The organism is Spirosoma harenae (genome assembly GCF_054776975.1).
Window position 1 is genome coordinate 43,005 of sequence record NZ_BAAHBD010000014.1, and the last position, 19,471, is coordinate 62,475.

The following is a 19,471-nucleotide window of genomic DNA, read 5'->3' on the forward strand; positions in this document are numbered from 1 at the left end:
TCCTTATCTTTTTCAAGATTCCATTCGTCCAAAGTCTGCGCACAGCCAATTTTGCTTACTCCCCAAAAAGCAACGATCAGCAATACGATTCGGCACATTCGCTCTGGTTGTTAGGGTGGAAATCTCGTCGAAGTAACCTTAATTTAGAATGGCAGAAAAATATTCTCTCAATATATATATGGTGTAAACTAACAAAACTTAGCATTATAACATTTTAGATAAGCTAAATGATGTTTATCGACAAAAAGACCTTGGTAACTTTACCGAAACTTTTACAACCGCTATTCGGTACTACGGTATTGTGTTGATACGAAAGTTTTCCAAATAAAGAAAATCAGCAATAGGCATGACCCGAAAAAGTCCAGTCAAACTAACAGTTATCATTTTAGTAATGCTCTCGGCTCTGATAGCCGGATTCAGAGTTATCTCTTTTGATGCACCTCGCTTTTCGCTTACCGACTATGTTGTAGAAGACGGATTTAAATTGAGCCTGATTGCGTCTGAACCGTTTCTGAAAGCACCTGTAAGTATGGACTTTGACAACAAAGGCCGAATGTGGGTAGTCGAGATGGTTGGCTACATGCCTAATCTTGAAGGTATTGGTGAGGAAGAACCCAACGGACGAATAACGATACTGGAGGACTTGAACAAAGATGGTATCGTAGACCATACGAAAGTCTTTTTAGATAAGCTGGTTCTGCCCAGAGCACTGGCGCATGTATACGGTGGCTTATTGTATGTTGATGGCCCCAAACTGTGGTTTGTTGAGATCAGGAATGATAAGCCCGGCAAGAAAACACTCGTTGACCCCGTCTATGCCGAAGGTGGCAACGTCGAGCATTCGTCCAACGGCCTGATGATGAACATCGACAACTGGATTTATAATGCCAATTACCATTTCCGGTATCAGCTCAAAAACGGCAAATGGCTTAAGGAAGCGACATCGGACCGTGGGCAATGGGGAATCACAAAAGACAACTTTGGTCGGCTTTATTACAACAATAATTCCGTCAACCTACAGGGCGATTATGTACTTCCCAATAAGGCGATTCGGAATAAATATTTCAGACCTACTCTGGCCGAACACCAGCGATTAGCCACGAATCGGGTATTTCCAATTCACCAAACGTCTGTCAACCGGGGGTATCAACAAGGCGTTCTGGATGAGAAAGGTTATTTAAAAGACGTTACGGCCGCTTGCGGCCCCCTGGTGTATCGAGGTGGAGCCTTCCCCGCAGCATACAATTTGAATGCGTTTGTCTGCGTTCCCGAAGCTAACCTGATCAAACGAAACATCCTGGACTTCAAGACAATGCAAACAACTGGTCGTCAGGCCGTTGAGGGCAAAGAATTTATCGCATCGACCGATGAAGGATTTCGTCCGGTCAACCTATTTACGGGGCCAGATGGTGCCCTGTATGTGGTCGATATGCACCGGGGAATCATTCAGCACAAAGCCTATCTTACGCAATACCTGGCCGAGCAGCTTGCCAACAAAAAACTGGATACGCTACAGCACGCCGGGCGTATTCTGAAAGTTACCAGTACCAACACAAAGACCAATCCAGTCCCCGACCTATCTAAAGCTTCCAGCAAAGAGTTAGTGGGTTTTCTTAGCCATTCAAATGGCTGGTTACGAGACCGTTCGCAGCAATTGCTGATTCAAAAGAACGATCCGTCGGTGGTAAGTACGTTAGTGGCGCTGGCCAAAAGCAAGAATGAATTACTGACGGCTATTCATGCGCTTTATGTGCTCGAAGGGCTAAATGCTCTGACATTTGAACGCCTGAAGGATATCATTACCCAGTCGAAACAGCCCGAAACGATTGCCCATGCGGTAGGGCTTTTAGAGCGACTGGCAACCAAAGAGCGAGTTGCAACGATGAACTCGATCAGCACGGATCTGTTGGCCCAGAACAACGAAACGATTGACCTTTACCTGGCTATGTCGCTGAATGCGTGGCTCAAACTGTCAGACGCTACCTTTCTGCCCATTGTATCAACCATCGAGAAAAAATATGCGACGCAACGTATTGTTCAGGAGGGAATCACCAGCGCGCTCGATGGCAAAGAAGAGCAGTATCTGGCTTCTATGAACCCTACCGATCTGCTGAAGAATAACTTGACTCTCACCATCGGTAAGCGGCAGAAGAAAGAAATGAACTCCATTTATGTAGCGGAAACCAACGTTGTCGATAACCGAACCAAAGGCCTAAAATTATTCAGAAGTATTTGTGCAACTTGCCACGGTCCAGATGGCAAAGGAATCCAGGATTTAGCCCCGCCACTTAAAGGTTCTGAATACATTGACGGTTCCATGAAACGACTGGCAGCCATCATTCTGCACGGAGTTAGCGGCCCAATTCACGTCGACGGCAAGTTGTATCAATTGACGAACGAAATGCCCGCGCTGATCAATAATAATACCATCAGCGATCAGGACATTGCCGATATCATTGGCTTTACGCAGAATGCCTTTGCTAAAGTTGGCAAGGGGATTTCGGCCGAAAACGTCAAAAAAATGCGGGCTAAGAAACCCGAAGGCAGTGGCGTATTTACCGAAAAACAGCTACTTGAAACCGATTTTGAAAAGTGAGCCATCGTTCTAGATAGAAAGAGTTGCCATGCAGCGATTCCTTTTCCCTTCGTTTAGTGTAGGCCTGCTGGGCCTTGCCTTTGTTTTGCTCTCCTTTCATGAGGAGGAACAGGTACCGAAACAACCCAATATTCTTTACATCCTAGCTGACGATTTAGGGTATGGTGATGTATCCGTCTATAATCCCAAAGGTCAGATTTCGACGCCAACTATCGATCGATTGGCCGCACAAGGCATGCGTTTCACCGACGCTCATTCACCTTCTTCTGTCTGTACCCCAACTCGTTATGCACTTTTAACTGGACGTTACCCCTGGCGAAGCCGGTTGCCGGTTGGTGTACTGCGAGGGTACAACCGAACACTTATCGAACCAGATCGACCGACGGTAGCTTCGCTCTTGAAAAAGCATGGATATACCACAGCGGTTATCGGCAAATGGCATTTGGGCCTAGATTGGGTACCAACGGCCGAGCAATCGGCAAAATTGTCGGACCCTGATTTCGGCATCAAAAGCGATATGAATCCCGACCAGATTGATTATGCCCAACCCCCAACGGCAGGCCCCAAAACGGCGGGATTTGATTATTCATTTATTCTCCCGGCCTCGTTAGATATGCCTCCGTACGTTTACCTTGAAAATCAAACGTTAACGGATCAACCGACGGCATTCACAGAGGGCAATAGCTTACAATCTGGCTATACAGGCCCATTCTGGCGTGAAGGAAAAAAGGCACCTTCTTTTGATTTCTATGAGGTTCTGCCGAGTTTTATCAACAAAGCCAATTCATTTTTAAAACGCCAGTCGGCTCAAAAGCCGTTCTTTCTGTATTTGCCTTTGGCGGCTCCCCATACCCCCTGGATGCCCAAACCAACCTATAAAGGAACGTCAAAAGCGGGAGAGTATGGCGATTTTGTCCAACAGGTTGATCAGGCGGTTGGAGACATATTGAAAACCCTGGATGAAACTGGACTAAGCAAAAATACCATTGTACTATTTGCCAGCGATAATGGTCCATACTGGCGCGAAAACTTTGTCAGGCAATTTAATCACAAAGCCGCTGGCGAGTTTCGGGGCATGAAGGGCGACGCCTTTGAAGGCGGGCATCGAATTCCCTTCATTGTTCGCTGGCCTACCAAAGTGAAGCCGGGCAGCGTGAGCGATGCGACAACTACGTTAGCCAATTTGATGGCCACCTGCAAAGAGATCATCGGAGAAAAAGACGGCTCCTTTACGCCTGAAGATAGTTATAGTATCCTGCCCGTTTTATTGGGCAAAACAAAACTGGTTGCTAATCAGCCAGCCGTTGTTCATAGCTCGTCGATTGGCTATTTCGCCGTACGCAAAGGCGAATGGAAATTGATTGAAGGTCTTGGTTCTGGCGGTTTTACGGAACCGAAGAATGTAAAACCTAACGTGGGCGAACCGATCGGACAGTTGTATAATCTGGCCACGGATCCATCAGAAACCAAAAACCTGTATGCTGAACGCCCTGAAAAAGTAAAGGAATTAACCGACTTATTGACAGCTATAAAACAGGCAAAAACACGACTCACCTCTAAATGATAAACGCACCAGGCTTATTGTTTTCAACAGCAATAATATCTCTGATTTTAGGCTGACAGTACGTTTTTCTTTAATACGTCCATGGTTTCGCGTTGGCGCCGTTCCACAAATTGTCGGGCCTTTGCTACTTTCAACCGGGCGGCTTTGGGATCTTTCGCCATTGCCAGAACGGCGGGCACAATTCCGGCGACATCTTTCGGGGTATCTAGATCGAACAGCCAGTCGTTCAGGCCAATATCCCGCCACATATAGCCTTTGCTTGTCTGCTCATCAAACCGACAAACAATAGCCGGAATACCGTTGGCAATACACATAATCGGCGAATGCATCTCAATCCCGAACAATCCCGCTGAGCGAATGTAGGTACTTACGGCTTCATCGGTTAACCAGTATTTATCGCGCCACACCACTTTCTCTTTAACATCATCGGGGAGCGGATCGTAGAGCATTTCCTTTCCGATACGCACCTGGGTTTCGTTTTCGGGAACGAGTAAAACCTTCATGGGCGTCTGCCGGACAACGGCGATAATAGCCTCGCGAATAGGCTTATTATCCTGCTCTTTCATCTTGTCGTTGTACGCCCGTCGGGCCTCATTGGGTGCCTGTTTTTTGCTGGGCAATTCCCACCAGGGCGAGAATCGATACTGCGGAATGGCGCACAAAAACTTACCTTCTTCCAGGCCGTGTTCTTTTAAAAAATGGATGGCTGCCGCGTCGTTTTTCACATCGACGGCAAATGCCCCATCCGGGCAAAACTCCATAATGGGGCAATGAACGCCTTTTTGTTTCGCGAATTCCAGCGAAACCGAATCTCGGAAATAGGCAAATTTGGCGTTGCTCAACAAGTCTATATCAACCGGATTTACCTTTTGCCGCTCTTCAGGAAACCCATAATTTCCGGGGAATGTAATGCCATAAATGCCGTACGGCTTGCCCGTTTCCTTTGCCCAACGTTCCACATCTTTTCGCGCTACCAACGAAGGACCGGAGCCATGCACCAGAAAAACACAGTCTGAAAACGCCCGGTTGATTTCTTCAGGCGTTCGGATAATGGGAACAGTCGGAAAGCGTTTTCGCAGCATCTCCTCTACCCCATTGGCCACATTCGATGGCCATAGCCGTACTTCCACTTCTGGCAGGTATTTTTCCAGTAGCGTTAGCACTCCTGGTGTATGACCAATATCACCAATGTTTTCAGTCTGCCAGGATGAACGGAGAATAATTGATTTCTTCGCGAATGTTCCGACTGCGGCCGATTGTGCCAATGTCGGAACACTCGCCAGTAGCCCAACCAATGCCGGAAATTGGTTCAGGAAAGTTCTGCGGTCTTGCATGGACTCAGACGGCGGTTACGTTCTTTTTAACTAAACCCATTGTTTCGCGTTGGCGTTGCTCCACAAACTTGCGGGCTTTGGCGGCTTTCGCTTTTGCCGCTTTGGGGTCTTTTGCCATGGCCAACACCGTTGGTGCATAGCTGGCAATATCCTGGTCATTATCCATGTCGAAGAGCCAATCGTCCAGACCGATATCCCGCCACATAAACCCTTTACTGGTTTGCTCGGCAAATCGGCCAACAATGGCTGGAATACCGTTACCGATGCACATAATGGGCGAGTGCATCTCCAAACCAAACATCCCCGCCGAGCGAATGTACGTACTCACGGCCTCGTCGGTTAGCCAGTATTTATCGCGCCACACCACTTTCGGTTTTACATCGTCGGGCAGCTTATCCAGTAGGATTTCCTTACCTAGTTTCACCTGTGTTTCATCTTCCGGGCAAATCAAAATTTTCATCGGCGTTTGGCGAACAACAGCAATAATAGCTTCCCGAAGGGGGGCATTGTCGTGCTCGCGCATCTCCTTATTTCGGGCGTCTCTTGTTGCATCGAACTGCGTTTTTTTAGCCGGAATTTCCCAATATGGTGTAAAGCGAGTACGCGGAATAACACACATAAACTTGCCTTCTTCCAGGCCATGTTCTTTCATGAAGGTCGTAGCGGCCTGGTCGTTCCGTAAATCCACCGCGAACGCACCATCCGGACAGAATTCCATGATCGGGTTATGGACGCCGTTCTTTTTGGCAAAATCCAGCGAAACAGAATCTCGAAACAGGGCAAACTTCGCTTTGTTCAGCATCTCGACAGCCTGTGGATTGGGCGTCACCATCGCTTTCGGATCAGGGCTATAAACCCCCGGAAACGTAATGCCATACACGCCGAACGGTTTGCCCGTTTCTTTATCCCATTGAACCACGCTGCTGGTAGCCACCAATGATGGTCCCGAGCCGTGGAGTAGAAACACACATTCTTTAAAGGCCAGGGCAATTTCTTCCGGTGTTTTGATAATCGGCACCTTCGGAAACCGTCGACGCAGCAATTCATCGACTCCATTATCGACACTAGACGGCCACAAGCGAACCTCTACATCGGGCAAATATTTTTCCAGCAAAGCCAATACACCGGGCGTATGGCCAATATCACCAATATTAACCGTCTGCCAGGACGAACGGAGAATGATCGACTTTTTTGCGGCTGATTGTGCCAGGGCCGGAAGGCTGGTAAGCAGGCCAATTAGAGCGGGGGTCTGTTTAAGAAAGTCTCTACGAGTTGTCATGATTTTTTCGGTTTGACGTTTACGGTAATTGATCAGCATTAAATAACCGCCGAAAAGAATAAGTCAGTTTCCTAGGTCTGTGTCCTCACAGACCCCTTCCTGGATGGCGGCACTGGCAGACGCACAGGTGGCTGTGAGGACACAGGAGTTCGGTAATTAATTTATTCAAATCAATTACCGTAAACTGGTTCAATACCCAGGATTTTGTGTCAAGTTTGGATTAGCATCCATGTCATTTTGTGGAATCGGCATTAATACGTGGAACGGCTGAATAGTAGGACTTCGGGCGAAACTGGTCTCGGCTTTTACCGCATCAAGCAAACGTCCGGTTCGGAGCAAATCGTAACGCCGGTTATTTTCGAACACTAACTCCAGACGACGCTCTAACCAAACCGCTTCCTTAAACTGCTGATAAGTAAGGTCTGACAAAGCCGTCAGACCCGCCCGCGTTCTGACCTTGTTCACGGCTGCATAGGCATCTGCTGTCGGGGCCTTATTGGCTTCATTCGTTGCTTCGGCAAACATGAGCAATACGTCTGAATAGCGTAGAATTGGTTTGCTGGTACCTTCTCCGCCAGCGGTTTTAGAGGTTTTATCCCACAGTTTCTGAAACGAGATGGCTTTGGTAAAATCAGGGTCCGAGATCGACAGATTGGTTGTGACGCCATTATACACGTAGGACGTCAGAAAGGTAACGGCTTTACGCGTGTCCTTATCTAAAAACAGATTATATAATTGAGCGGTAGGCCGGGCAATTCCCGAGCCGGTACCTGGATAAATGGGTGCTGACCGAACCCCGTATCCGCGCCCATCACCATGGCCTTTTACGTCGGTCAGGTACTGAATTTCAAAGATGTTCTCTTTGCCACCTCGTGCAGTCAGCGCAAATGCATCAGCGAAATTCGCATACAGATCATGGACACCCAGCTCCATGACTTCTTTGGCTTTCGCGGCTGCCTGCGCCCAGTAAGGTGAACCCGCCGTAGTACCCGCCCTCGTCAGATACACTTTCGCCAGGATGCCTTTCGCAGCGCCAAGCGTAGCCCGACCAGATTCACTGGCCGGGTAGCTTTTGGGCAGCACACGTTCAGCGTCTTTCAAATCAGTTTCGATCAATTCATATACTTTATCGGCGGGTTGCCGGGTAACGCCCAATCCTTCCAGCGAGGTCGTTTCGGTGGTCACAATTGGAACATCGCCGTACTGCCGGACGAGGTTGAAATAGTGCAGCGCCCGCAGGAATTTGGCTTCGGCGATATATCGGCTTTTCAAACTTTCATCCATCGAAATACCCGGTAACCGTCCAATCACAATATTGGATCGGTTGATACCATTGTAGGCACCGGCGAATTGCGAAACGAAGGTGTTGGAAGGGGTAATGTTATACCGCCAAAGTAAAGGGCGGTCGGCTGATCCGGTCAGAAACGGAATCGCATCATCCGTCGTAACCAGATCTAGGAAGGGATCGGTACCGCCAATGGCGGCATAACAGGCACCCACAGCTGCTCTGGCATCTTCAGCGGTTTTATAATACGTAGCATTGGTCAGATTGGTGACGGGCGAGAGGTCCAGTTGCTTTTCGCAGGCCGTCAGAAAAAGCGCCACAATTGGGGCTATGTGTTTGAATTTCATGGCTTTCAGCGAGTGGGTTAAAATTTCAGATTTAAGCCAACCAGTAGGGTTTTGGCGGCTGGGTAAGCCCCATAATCCAACCCCTGGCTGAGCGACGAGCTACCATAGCGGTTTACTTCAGGGTCGTAGCCGGTGTACTTCGTGATCGTAAACCAGTTCTGTGCGGTAACGTAAACTCTGGCCGACGTCATAGACAGTCGGGTTAGCAGTGTTTTGGGAATGGTATAACCCAGGGAGATATTTTTGAATCGTAGGTACGAGCCGTCTTCCACCTGGAAACTCGATAGAATCCGCGAGCCACCCGCGCTGTTGGCACGAGGAATTTCGTTGCTGGGGTTCGTGGGCGTCCAGCGATCCAGTACACGAGCCGATTGGTTATTACCGCCCGTCAGGTTCAGTAAATCGAAGTTGCCATAGTTAAGAATCTGGTTGCCATAATTCCCCTGAATGAAAATATTCAGATCGAAACCTTTGTAGGAAAAGGTGTTATTAAAGCCCCCAAACGACTTCGGATTCGCATTGCCAATAATGTCGCGGTCGTTGTCATTGATAACGCCATCGCCATTCAGATCTTTGTAGCGGATGTCACCGGGTTTGGCGCTACCCTTTTGGGCCGACGCATCGATTTCGGCCTGATTCTGAAAAATACCGTCTACAACCCGCCCGTAGAAATTGCCCAGTGGACTATCCACTTTTAGCAGAATCGGGTTAACCGCCGTGTTGAAAATCTGAGCATCGGTGCCGGTTGTAAACTGTTGCCGACCGTCGAGCGTCAGAATTTTATTCTGGTTGAAAGTAACATTGAATTCCGACGTCCAGCGAAATCCTCCCTGATCGACATTAACGGTACTCAGCGAGAGTTCGAACCCTTTATTCTGAACACTTCCGATGTTTTTTAAGGTAGTTGAGAAGCCCGATGAGGTTGGAATACCGACACTAAACAGCAGATCGGAGGTAGTTTTGATATAGTAGTCGGCTGTGACCTGAACACGGTTATTAAATAGCCCAAAATCGACACCCGCGTCGAACTGAGCATTTCTTTCCCAGCGAAGGTCAGGGTTGGCGACAGCCGATGTAGTAGCTCCCGTATTCAGCGTGCCGCCCAGAATGTAGGGAGTAGAACTGATGTTGGCCAGATAGCGGTAATTCCCGATTTCCTGGTTGCCTGATAAGCCATAGCTCAGTCGCAGTTTAGCGTCGGAAATGGCCGTCAGATTTTTCATCCATTTCTCATTCGCCAGTTTCCAGGCCAGCGCTCCGGATGGAAAAAAACCGAATTTCTGGTTTGGCCCAAATCGACTGGAACCATCCCGCCGACCCGTCAGCGTAAGCAGAAAACGATCATCGAACCCATAATTAACCCTGGCAATGTACGAAATCAGTCGCCAATCGCTAGACCCGGAGCTAGGCGCTACCAGCGACGAACCAGCGCTAAGGTTATTGAACTCGGCAAAATCGTCGGAAAAGGTATTGGCATTGGCCGTAACGTTTTCGGTAGCAAGCCCTTGAATGGTATAGCCTAACAACGCATTCAGGCTATGACGGGGAGCCAGTTGCCGGGTATAATTCAGGGTGTTTTCGTTCAGCCAGCCAACATTTTGGGTATTGCCCACCGAAGCTCTACCGCCCAGAGTAGCCCCGTCTGTTGTCAGTCGGGTAGCATAATAATTGGTTTTGTTATTTTGAAGATCAGCCCCGAAGCTAGTACGAAAATTAAGCCCGTCGATGATGGTGTAATCCAGAAACGCATTGGCCAAAAAACGAATCGTGGTGCTCGTATTGGTAATTTCGTTGGCAATTGCCAATGGATTATCAACGCCATAGCCATTCAATGCGCCCGTGTTTTTGTAGTAGCTACCATCGGCATTATAAACCGGAAAATTGGGCGCGTAGCTTAATGCAGCACTAGTGACACCTCCGCCATTATTGCCGTCTACTTCGGTTCGGGCATTGTTGCCGGTTGTGTACGCTCCCTGCATCGTCAGACCCGCTTTTAAGCGCGAGGTTAGGTTATTGTCGAGGTTAGCGCGCAAGGTGTATCGTTTGAAATTTGAGTTCAGGATTATCCCCTGCTGATCGTAATAGCCAAACGAAACCGCATACCGAGACTTGTCGGAACCACCCGATGCCGAAATCTGATGGCTTTGAATAGGCGCTTTCTGAAAAATTAAGGATTGCCAGTCGGTACCTGTTCCTAAACTCACCGGAAGCGGTTGATCAGCAGTGGAGCCATCGAAAAAGGGTTTAGCACCACCATTCACGCGTGCTTCGTTTACGAAATCGGCAAATTGCTGTGCATTCAGTAATGGGATCGTATGACGCACCGATTGAACGCCGTAATACCCATCATAGCTTATAACCGTTTTACCCGCTTTTCCCCGCTTAGTCGTAACCAGCACCACGCCATTCGACCCCCGCGATCCGTAAATAGCTGTCGCAGAAGCATCTTTCAGGACTTCAATACTTTCAATGTCATCGGTATTGATGGAATTCAGGTTTCCCGTTGGAAATCCATCAATGACATACAGTGGATCGTTACTGGCATTCACGGAACCTGAACCTCGAATGCGGATCGTTGAACTCCCCCCCGGACGAGCTGAGTTCGAAACCACCTGAACTCCGGCAGCCCGTCCCTGCATAGCCCGGTCGAGCGAAGGAATGGGCGTAGCTTTAATATTGGCCTCCCCTACTTTGGCTACAGCCCCGGTCAGATCACTTTTTTTGACGGTACCGTACCCTACGACTACCACTTCATCCAGATTTTTATTGTCGGTTTTTAGCGTGATGTCGATACGGCTGCGTTTTTCAACCGTCAACTCCTGCGTCTGAAAACCGACGAAACTAAAAACCAGTACCGCCGATTCGTCTGGTACGGCAATCTGGTACTTCCCCTCCGTATTAGTCGACGTGCCGCGTTGGGTGCCTTTCACCAGCACACTCACACCCGGCAAGCCTTCGCCTTTTTCATCGACAACCGTACCCGTAATCGTCAAGTCAGCCAATATTTCGGCAGGATTTACCGGATTCAGGATTGGATTAAATCCCTGATTGTCACTCTTGAAGAGAACAATCTGCTTTCCAGCCACTTCGTAGCGAATATGCAATGGCGTTAGTAATTCGTTGAGGGCTTCTCTAAGCGTGGTGAACCGGGAATCGAGCGTTACCTTTTGATTTACCTGAATCTCTCTCGGATTGTACACGAAGAGTACCTCAGTGCCCCGTTCCAGGGTCAGCAAGGCTTTCTTCAGATTTGTGGTTTCAGTTTTGAGCGTAATGCGCTGGTTAAGAATTTCCTGCCCACGAGCATTGTGTGCATAGGTTGCACCCATGAACAGGATGGTTATCAGCAACTGAATAACCGAGAGTTTCATAAGCTCCTGAAATGGAAATAAATTTCTGTAAAATCTATCCATGAGATGTAAGGGGGTTTGCTCATGGATAGCAGCAAGAAGTTATAGATACTGTTTTTTTGTGATTATTTTTAGAAAAAATTTATTCCATTAAGTTAATCAATTCAATATCAGCTATTTAGTATCACATCCTTTGCTATGAATGACAATCTGGCCATCGACCAGCTCGTACGATGAACGGGTAATTTTGCAGATCAGATTCAATTTATCGAAGAGGGATTCGCCCGTCAGGTTGGCGGTTAGGTAGCAGTTTTCCAGACTCGACGCATCATACACAACGGGTAATCCGTACGTTTTTTCAAGTAAGGCAAACACCTGGGTGATGGGAGCTTCATCAAAAATATAATCGTTCACAGGTACTTTCTGCAACGTAATTGGCTTCTCAACCACCGATTTCACCAATCGCTTTTCAGTCAGCGAGAATACCACTTGCTGGTTTGGCGTCAGGACGACACCAGCGGATTCATGCTTTCCGGGTTGCTGCTCGCGCTTTACATCGGTACGCATGTAGACCGACACACGGCCCGAATGAACGGCCACTTTTGCCTGACGGGCATCGGTCGTTACGAGGAAACTGGTTCCTAAAACCTGAGTCGAAATCTGATCGGTATAAACCCAAAACGGCTTCTTCGGATTTCGTTTGATCGAGAAGAAGGCTCGTCCTATTAAGTATACTTCGCGTTTGGCCTCGTCGAACTGTTTTGGATAACGCAGTTTTCCGTTTGGATAGAGCACAATCCGGCTGCTGTCCTGCAACAAAAATGTTCGGGGTTGGGCGTTTTCGTTGCTGATTTCGGTATAATCGGCAGCCAGCGCCGGACTGATTTCTTCGAGTGAAGCGATTTCCTGATGGCTAAGCGGCTCCCCATCCGATTTGCGTAAATAGGTAAAAGCAAAATAACTCACGCCCAGAGTCAGCAAAATCGTGGCAGCTACACGCCAGGCCGGTCTTTGCCAGAAAGGAATTACAGTAGGCTGACTATCTTGTACGATGCTGGCAAAAATATCCTCTAGCTCGGTCGGCGACAAACCGGTATCTTTTTCTTCGAGTGCCAGCAAAAACGCTTTCGCCAATTGTACCTTATCGGCACAATCCGAATTTTCTGCCAACCATTCCAGCCAAAATAATTCACTTTGGCTGTTCCGATTGATAACCCAGTCCCGGAACAGCTCGTCCTGGGTCAAGTCGTCAACGCTGTAGTCTCGATAATGGTCGTTCTTCATGGGAAAGTAACGGGTGGAACCGACGCTCTGTAAATAGATGGCAACGAAGCCGTTGAAATACTCGTTATGCGATTAATTTTTCAGAAAGACACGTCCCTCAGCCAGGTTGCCAGCAGCACAGCACCCGCCCAGTTTTCCCGAAATGTTTTAAAGGCCGCCTGTAACAAATTCGACACCGATTGTGGATTGACACCCATAATTTCAGCGATTTCGTCTCGCTCCAGATTCTGATAATAGCGCAGATAAATAACTTCACGCTGTCGTTTGGGCAGCTGATTCAAGGAATCCGAAATACGCTGGGTCGTTTCGGCCAGACTCTCCTGTTCAATCACCGACCATTCGGGCGAGAACTCCACAAAAGTTAGATCGTTTTCGAGGTCAGCGGTTTCGTCATCCCGATTGATACGTTGGCGAAAACCTTCCCGTAACACGCGTTTCCGCACTGAACCCAGCAAATAGGCCCGCACACTCTCCGGCGTACTGATCCGCGCCCGACGGTTCCAGATTTCAATAAAGACTTCCTGTACACAGTCTTTCACGAAATCCTCATCCCGAACGAATTTGTAACCATAGTTCTGTAAGGCATTAAAATAGCGTTCAATGAGTTTTTTTAAGCCCAACTCACTCCCACTTTGTAACTGCTGCCAGTATAGTAAATCCAGATTGGCCTGAGTTTGTCCGTGCGATTTCATGGAAAACCGATTTAATAAAGAGTTGCGATTACGATCTGGCGCGTGTTTAAGGAAGGTCCTAAATAAAAAAAGCGGAGCATGCTGTTTTCTACCATACGAATCAGGTACAAGACAAATTATCCCTCCCCCAAATTGGCAATGATCAACGGGACAGATGAAAAAACAGGCCTAGTTTTATTTTCTCATTTATTAAAATAATTTTGCATTATAAAATTCATAGCAAATGATCCAGGTTATTAATCGAGCCATAGACTTATTAGAATTGATAGCAAATGATCCCGAACAACCAAAATCATTGGGCGAATTAGCCGATGGGCTTAGCCTGAATCATGGGACTTGCGCTAACATTTTGAAGACGTTAGTTGCCCGTGGTTATGTCGAACAAATAGGGGCTAAAAAAGGCTACATACTCGGTGCAAAATCATACACTTTAACTGGAAACGAAGCCTACCAGAAAGATTTACTCGAAGCAGCCCGCGAGCCAATGGATGCACTGACGCACGCCGTCAACGAAAACTGTTTATTAGCTATTCTCAAAGATAATCAACGAGTTGTTATTCATAGAACTTTTGCCGAGCAGGATTTACAGGTACGTACGGCCGATATAAAACCTGTATATGATTCGGCTTCCGGACGGCTCTTGCTGGCCATGCTAGCCAAAGAAAAACTTCAACGTTTCATTAACAAATATGGGCTCCCCACTGGCGATTCCTGGCCGGAAATTAAGTCCGAAGTTCAGTTATATGACGTGTTGTCACGCATGAGCCGGGAAGAACTAGCGTTGCAAACAATTCCGAATCGACACGTTATTGGGCTTGCGGTACCAATCTACAAAAATGGACTTGTCGTTTCCAGCCTGAGCATTTATTTGCCCGAATATCGCTACATGGCTATGGATAAGCAAAAACTCGTACAGGACCTTCGGAAATGCGCTACTATTATCAATAATAAACTGATATAGAGCTATATAGACAATATTTAAAAAAGGCCTCGGCCTTTTTTTTATGCCCAATCCACTATAGTATATACCAGCTACGGATTGAGTTTTTTATGAAAAAACAAGAAATAATTTGGAGATAAGCTATAGAACACATTAGTATTGCAATAGAATAAAATTTAATTTTATATTATAAAATTACATTCCTAAATCTCATGAAATATGTTACGTTTACGTGGCTGATTGCCTGTATGACGACGCTTTGTGCTTCTGTAGCGTGGGCACAATCCGTCGTCGTATCCGGGCAGGTAACGGGTGCGAGCGATAAAGCTCCTCTGCCGGGCACCACTGTTTCACTGAAGGGTACCACAACGGGTACTACCACGGATGCTTCCGGGAGCTATCGGATCTCGATTCCAAACCCGGCGAATGCAACCCTGGTCTTTTCGTCAGTAGGTTTTTTAAATCAGGAAGTTGCCGTTAAAACCCAGTCGACAATTAACGTTGAACTGGCAGCCGATGATCGGCAACTTGATGAGGTAGTCGTGGTCGGTTATGGTACCGTTCGCAAGTCGGATCTGACCGGTTCGCTGGCGCAGGTAAAAGGAAAAGAGATCGACGCGTTTCCGGCCACAAACGTATTACAGGCGCTGTCGGGTCGGGCGCCGGGAGTTCAGGTAACACAGAACACTGGCGCTCCGGGTGCATCCATCAGCGTACGTATTCGTGGTACAAACTCCATTCAGGGAAGTAACGAGCCGCTCTATGTGGTCGATGGTTTTCCAACGTCGGGTAGCAATCCAACCATCGTCAACAACTCGGATATTGAAAGTATTGAGATTCTGAAAGATGCCTCAGCAACTGCTATTTATGGTTCGCGGGGGGCAAATGGGGTGGTAATTATTACAACCAAGCAGGGCAAAGCAGGCAAAATGACGGTCGATTATGAAGGTAGTTACAGTATTCAATCGCTCCGTAAAAAGCTCGACCTGATGAATGCAAAGGAATATGCTATGTTCTATAATGAGCAGGCTACCAACGACAAAGTAGCACCCTATTTCACACAGGATCAGATCAATAGCTTTGGTGATGGCTACGATTGGCAAAATCTGGTTTTCCAGAAAGCCCCGATGCAAACCCACAATCTGACAGTTAGTGGTGGCAACGAAAAAACACGGTTTTCGGTCGGTGGCAGTATTTTTAATCAGGAAGGCATAATTCGGGGTAGTGATTACAAACGTTATTCGCTTCGGGCTAATATTTCGACAGATGTCAGTAAAAAGTTCAATCTGAGTTATGGGGCTACGTTAACAAAAATTACAACCGGTCGCCAGAATTCGGGGGGTGGTAACCGGGGGGGTACGCTGATTTCGGCAGCGATCTCGGCTCCGCCAACGCTTACACCGTATAATACCGATGGGTCGTATCGCGTATTGGCAACGGCGTATCCGTTCATTTCCAACGTATTGATCAATCCGCTGAATTACCTGGAGCAGTTCACGGATAATGTCGATGCAAACCGGGTGCTGGCGAACGCGGCTCTAACATTCAAGCCATTTGATGGGCTGGCGATCAAAATTTCGGGCGGTATCGAAAACAGCGACGACCAAACCGATACATACACCACAACCAAATTCATCAACTCGCAAGGGAGCGCAAGCGTTTCGACCTCTCGTGGAATGAGTCTGCTGAGTGAAAATACCATCAGCTATATCAAAACCATTGCCCAGAAACACAGCATTTCGGCGGTTGCGGGCTTCACCTATCAGGATTTCATGAACAAGTCGCTGAGTGCGTCGGGTGTCGGCTTCCTCAGCGATATTACCGAAACGGCGAATCTGGGATCGGCAGCAACGCCCGGTATTCCCGGAACGAGTTATTCGTTTAGTACTCTGCTCTCCTATCTGGGTCGGGTGAACTACAGCTTCAATAACAAATACCTGCTGACGGCCAGCATTCGGGCCGACGGTTCCAGCAAATACAGCGAAGGCAACAAGTGGGGTTATTTTCCATCGGGCGCGCTGGCCTGGCGGGTGCTGGAGGAAGATTTCATGAAAAACATATCGTTCCTTACCGACCTGAAAGCCCGTGCCAGCTGGGGTTTAACGGGTAGCCAGGCCATTAATGCCTACGCTACGCTGAATAATCTATCGGCGGGAAAAACCGTATTCGACGATGCGCTTTACAATACGTTTGCACCCGGAACCCAACTACCCGGCAACCTGAAATGGGAAACCACCGAGCAGTTGGATTTTGGTATCGATGCTGGATTTCTGAATAACCGCTTCCAGTTAACGCTCGATTATTACATCAAAAACACCCGCGATTTGCTCAACACGGTGCAATTGCCAAGTGGCTTCGGTTTCACCAGTACCATCCGGAATGTAGGCCAAATTCAGAACAAAGGACTGGAAATTTCGCTGTCTGCCCGCGTTCTCGACAAAGCGTTCAAGTGGGATCTAAACGGTAATATTGCGTTCAACCGGTCCAAGGTTGTCAAACTTAATGGCGGTCAGGATATTCTGGGTGGAAGCGTCGGGGTTACGCTGATCAGTGATGCCGCCAACCTGCTGCGTGAGGGCGAACCGATGAGCGTATTCTTCGGCTACGTTGAAGATGGCTATACCGATCAGGGACGAGTAAAATACAAAGATCTGAATGGTGATAACGTCATCAATCAGCTCGACAAAACCATCATCGGTAATCCCAATCCCAACTTTATTTATGGCCTGAACTCAAGCATGTCGTTTAAAGGATTTGATCTTACCCTGTTCATTCAGGGAACGCAGGGCAATAATCTGGTGAATGTCAGTTCGATCAACAATACGCTTGATTATGGCTTTGGTTTGAATATGCCTCGGGAAGTGTATCTGAACCACTGGACACCAACGAATACAAATGCGAAATATCCAGTTATTTCCCGCGCCAACAGCTATAATTATTCGAACCGATTCGTAGAAGATGGTTCCTATCTGCGCTTGAGAACCATCCAGTTAGCCTACAATTTACCGTTGCAGGCGCTAAAAATAAACTGGATGCGCACGGCCCAAATCTACGCCAGCGGACAGAACCTGCTGACGTTAACGAAATACTCCTGGTGGGACCCCGAAACCAATTCTCAAGGTGGAGCCAACTCCATCGGTCAGGGCATCGACCATTACAGCTATCCGACATCAAAAGCCGTCACATTTGGAATCAGGGTTGGGTTTTAATTGTGAATGAGCAAATGATCGAATGAGTGAATAAAACGTAAAAGTGAAATTCAGTTATTCAGCCATTCTATCATTCGCTCTTTCTATCATTCAAAATTGAACAATACATGAAAAAGATATTATTCTTCCTCCCGGCATTTTGTCTGCTCCAGTCCTGTAAGGAAATACTGGTCGAAAAGCCCAAAGCAGTGGCTGTAGAAACGTTCTACAACACAGCAAGTGAAGTGGAAGCCGCTGTCAACGCATCCTACGCCCAGCTTCGGGCCATCAATGGTATTACTGGGCAGTTAGGTGCCCAACTTGAAGCGTATACAGATTACAGTTATGGCCGGGGTAGCTATCAGGTGCTGAGTGATTTTCAGGGACTTAATAGCACCAATATCCCGCGTACCGACGATGGATGGCGCTTATTTTACCTGGCAATACGTAACGCCAATCTGGTCATTCAGAACGCTCCGAAAGGCAAGAGCATTAGTCAGGCCGACGTAACGAAATACGTTGCGGAAGCCAAGTATCTGCGGGCGTTTGCCTATTTCTGGCTCGTTCGAAACTGGGGGGGCGTTCCAATCCGTACCGAAGCACAATTGAACGAACCAAACGTAAAACGAAACACGGCTGAAGAAGTCTACACGCTGATTCTGAGCGATCTGAAAGAAGCGGAAACGAACCTACCCGATAAAGGGGCACAGGTCGGACGGGCTACGAAATGGGCTGCAAAAGCCGCTTTGGCCGAGGTTTATTTCACTCGAAATCAATACGCCGAAGCCCGCGACAAAGCCGATGAAATCATAAAGTCAAATGTGTTTTCGCTGGTTCCGATAACCACAGCCGCCGAATTCGATACGAAGCTTTTTGGCCCTACCGTTGTTACGACGACCGAAGAAATCTGGTATCTGAAAGAAACCCGTCAGAACGACCAGGGAATGTATTTAGCGATGTTTGCGCATCATCCTGGTTCACGATTGCACGGTGCCGGAGGTTTCTACGCACATTATAGCGATACGCAAACGAATCCGATTATTAAAAACTGGGATGATAAAGACCTGCGCAAAAGTGCTTTCTGGTACAATTGGGATATTGGCTTAGGCAAAACAAGCATCCTGTGTAAGAAATTTTCAGACCCAATTGCAGCCACGAGTACTGGTGCCGGTAACGATTTCCCGGTTTACCGATATGCCGATATTCTTCTGCTTTATGCTGAAGCCGTTAGCCGAGCTGGCAATGGACCAACGCAAGCTGCGATGGATGCGCTTAATCAGGTCCATCGCCGGGCTTATGGCAAAACACCAACAACCGCTTCAGACATCGATTTTAAACTGGCTGATTACAATGCCACTACCTTCAATGATCTGGTACTGAAAGAACGCGGTTACGAGACGCAGTACGAAGCGAAACGCTGGCTCGATCTGAAACGGCTGGGAACAGCTAAACTGAAAGAGATAATTAAGGCGGCAACCGGCAAAGACGTTGCCGACAAACACCTCTTCTGGCCAATTCCGGTAGCTGAATTGAATTATAATACGGCTCTTGCTCCTACCGATCAGAATCCGGGGTATTAAGTAAATAAGTACAGATAGGTTGGTTGGTCAGG

At 47.7% G+C, this 19,471-nt stretch carries 11 protein-coding genes; 5 read left to right on the forward strand and 6 right to left on the reverse strand.

Annotated features, from left to right (window positions below; genetic code table 11):
- Window positions 1-346: 346 nt before the first annotated feature.
- Window positions 347-2,596 (forward strand): DUF7133 domain-containing protein, encoded by a 2,250-nt coding sequence (locus tag ACYVE4_RS19845; protein ID WP_461041958.1) that lies wholly within the window; start codon window positions 347-349, stop codon window positions 2,594-2,596.
- Between the two features lie 28 nt (window positions 2,597-2,624).
- Window positions 2,625-4,160, forward strand: a complete 1,536-nt coding sequence (locus ACYVE4_RS19850; RefSeq protein WP_461041959.1) for a sulfatase family protein — start codon at window positions 2,625-2,627, stop codon at window positions 4,158-4,160.
- 47 nt (window positions 4,161-4,207) lie between these two features.
- Here the strand turns inward: ACYVE4_RS19850 and ACYVE4_RS19855 are convergent, their stop codons facing one another.
- The 6 genes from ACYVE4_RS19855 to ACYVE4_RS19880 all read right to left on the reverse strand — a co-directional run bounded on the left by ACYVE4_RS19855 (window position 4,208) and on the right by ACYVE4_RS19880 (window position 13,731).
- On the reverse strand, window positions 4,208-5,494 hold the full coding sequence (locus ACYVE4_RS19855) for a polysaccharide pyruvyl transferase family protein (RefSeq protein WP_461041960.1): 1,287 nt from the start codon (window positions 5,492-5,494) through the stop codon (window positions 4,208-4,210).
- A gap of 4 nt (window positions 5,495-5,498) precedes the next feature.
- The gene (locus ACYVE4_RS19860; RefSeq protein WP_461041961.1) at window positions 5,499-6,773 is read right to left on the reverse strand and encodes a polysaccharide pyruvyl transferase family protein; all 1,275 of its coding nucleotides are present in this window, start codon (window positions 6,771-6,773) and stop codon (window positions 5,499-5,501) included.
- Between the two features lie 189 nt (window positions 6,774-6,962).
- Entirely contained in the window at window positions 6,963-8,405 is a 1,443-nt protein-coding gene (locus tag ACYVE4_RS19865) for a RagB/SusD family nutrient uptake outer membrane protein (protein ID WP_461041962.1), read from the reverse strand.
- A gap of 17 nt (window positions 8,406-8,422) precedes the next feature.
- Window positions 8,423-11,776: a TonB-dependent receptor gene (locus ACYVE4_RS19870; RefSeq protein WP_461041963.1), complete on the reverse strand. Its 3,354-nt coding sequence runs from the start codon at window positions 11,774-11,776 to the stop codon at window positions 8,423-8,425.
- 153 nt (window positions 11,777-11,929) lie between these two features.
- Window positions 11,930-13,039, reverse strand: a complete 1,110-nt coding sequence (locus tag ACYVE4_RS19875) for a FecR family protein (RefSeq protein WP_461041964.1) — start codon at window positions 13,037-13,039, stop codon at window positions 11,930-11,932.
- Window positions 13,040-13,119: 80 nt separating this feature from the next.
- On the reverse strand, window positions 13,120-13,731 hold the full coding sequence (locus tag ACYVE4_RS19880) for an RNA polymerase sigma factor (protein ID WP_461041965.1): 612 nt from the start codon (window positions 13,729-13,731) through the stop codon (window positions 13,120-13,122).
- Between the two features lie 223 nt (window positions 13,732-13,954).
- On the opposite strand from ACYVE4_RS19880, the gene ACYVE4_RS19885 reads away from it, so the two are divergent.
- From ACYVE4_RS19885 to ACYVE4_RS19895, 3 genes are all read left to right on the forward strand, one after another.
- A complete protein-coding gene (locus ACYVE4_RS19885) occupies window positions 13,955-14,692 on the forward strand; it encodes an IclR family transcriptional regulator (RefSeq protein ID WP_461041966.1) in 738 nt (245 codons plus the stop codon).
- 191 nt (window positions 14,693-14,883) lie between these two features.
- Window positions 14,884-17,880, forward strand: a complete 2,997-nt coding sequence (locus ACYVE4_RS19890; protein WP_461041967.1) for a SusC/RagA family TonB-linked outer membrane protein — start codon at window positions 14,884-14,886, stop codon at window positions 17,878-17,880.
- A 107-nt stretch (window positions 17,881-17,987) separates the two neighbouring features.
- Window positions 17,988-19,439 (forward strand): RagB/SusD family nutrient uptake outer membrane protein, encoded by a 1,452-nt coding sequence (locus ACYVE4_RS19895; protein WP_461041968.1) that lies wholly within the window; start codon window positions 17,988-17,990, stop codon window positions 19,437-19,439.
- Window positions 19,440-19,471: the final 32 nt, after the last annotated feature.

Excerpts from the sequence above, each read along its gene's own strand:
- ACYVE4_RS19885 (WP_461041966.1), top strand. The coding sequence starts at position 13,955 with ATGATCCAGGTTATTAATCGAGCCATAGACTTATTAGAATTGATAGCA.
- ACYVE4_RS19860 (WP_461041961.1), bottom strand. The coding sequence starts at position 6,773 with ATGACAACTCGTAGAGACTTTCTTAAACAGACCCCCGCTCTAATTGGC.
- ACYVE4_RS19875 (WP_461041964.1), bottom strand. The coding sequence starts at position 13,039 with ATGAAGAACGACCATTATCGAGACTACAGCGTTGACGACTTGACCCAG.
- ACYVE4_RS19870 (WP_461041963.1), bottom strand. The coding sequence starts at position 11,776 with ATGAAACTCTCGGTTATTCAGTTGCTGATAACCATCCTGTTCATGGGT.
- ACYVE4_RS19845 (WP_461041958.1), top strand. The coding sequence starts at position 347 with ATGACCCGAAAAAGTCCAGTCAAACTAACAGTTATCATTTTAGTAATG.
- ACYVE4_RS19865 (WP_461041962.1), bottom strand. The coding sequence starts at position 8,405 with ATGAAATTCAAACACATAGCCCCAATTGTGGCGCTTTTTCTGACGGCC.
- ACYVE4_RS19880 (WP_461041965.1), bottom strand. The coding sequence starts at position 13,731 with ATGAAATCGCACGGACAAACTCAGGCCAATCTGGATTTACTATACTGG.
- ACYVE4_RS19850 (WP_461041959.1), top strand. The coding sequence starts at position 2,625 with ATGCAGCGATTCCTTTTCCCTTCGTTTAGTGTAGGCCTGCTGGGCCTT.
- ACYVE4_RS19890 (WP_461041967.1), top strand. The coding sequence starts at position 14,884 with ATGAAATATGTTACGTTTACGTGGCTGATTGCCTGTATGACGACGCTT.
- ACYVE4_RS19855 (WP_461041960.1), bottom strand. The coding sequence starts at position 5,494 with ATGCAAGACCGCAGAACTTTCCTGAACCAATTTCCGGCATTGGTTGGG.
- ACYVE4_RS19895 (WP_461041968.1), top strand. The coding sequence starts at position 17,988 with ATGAAAAAGATATTATTCTTCCTCCCGGCATTTTGTCTGCTCCAGTCC.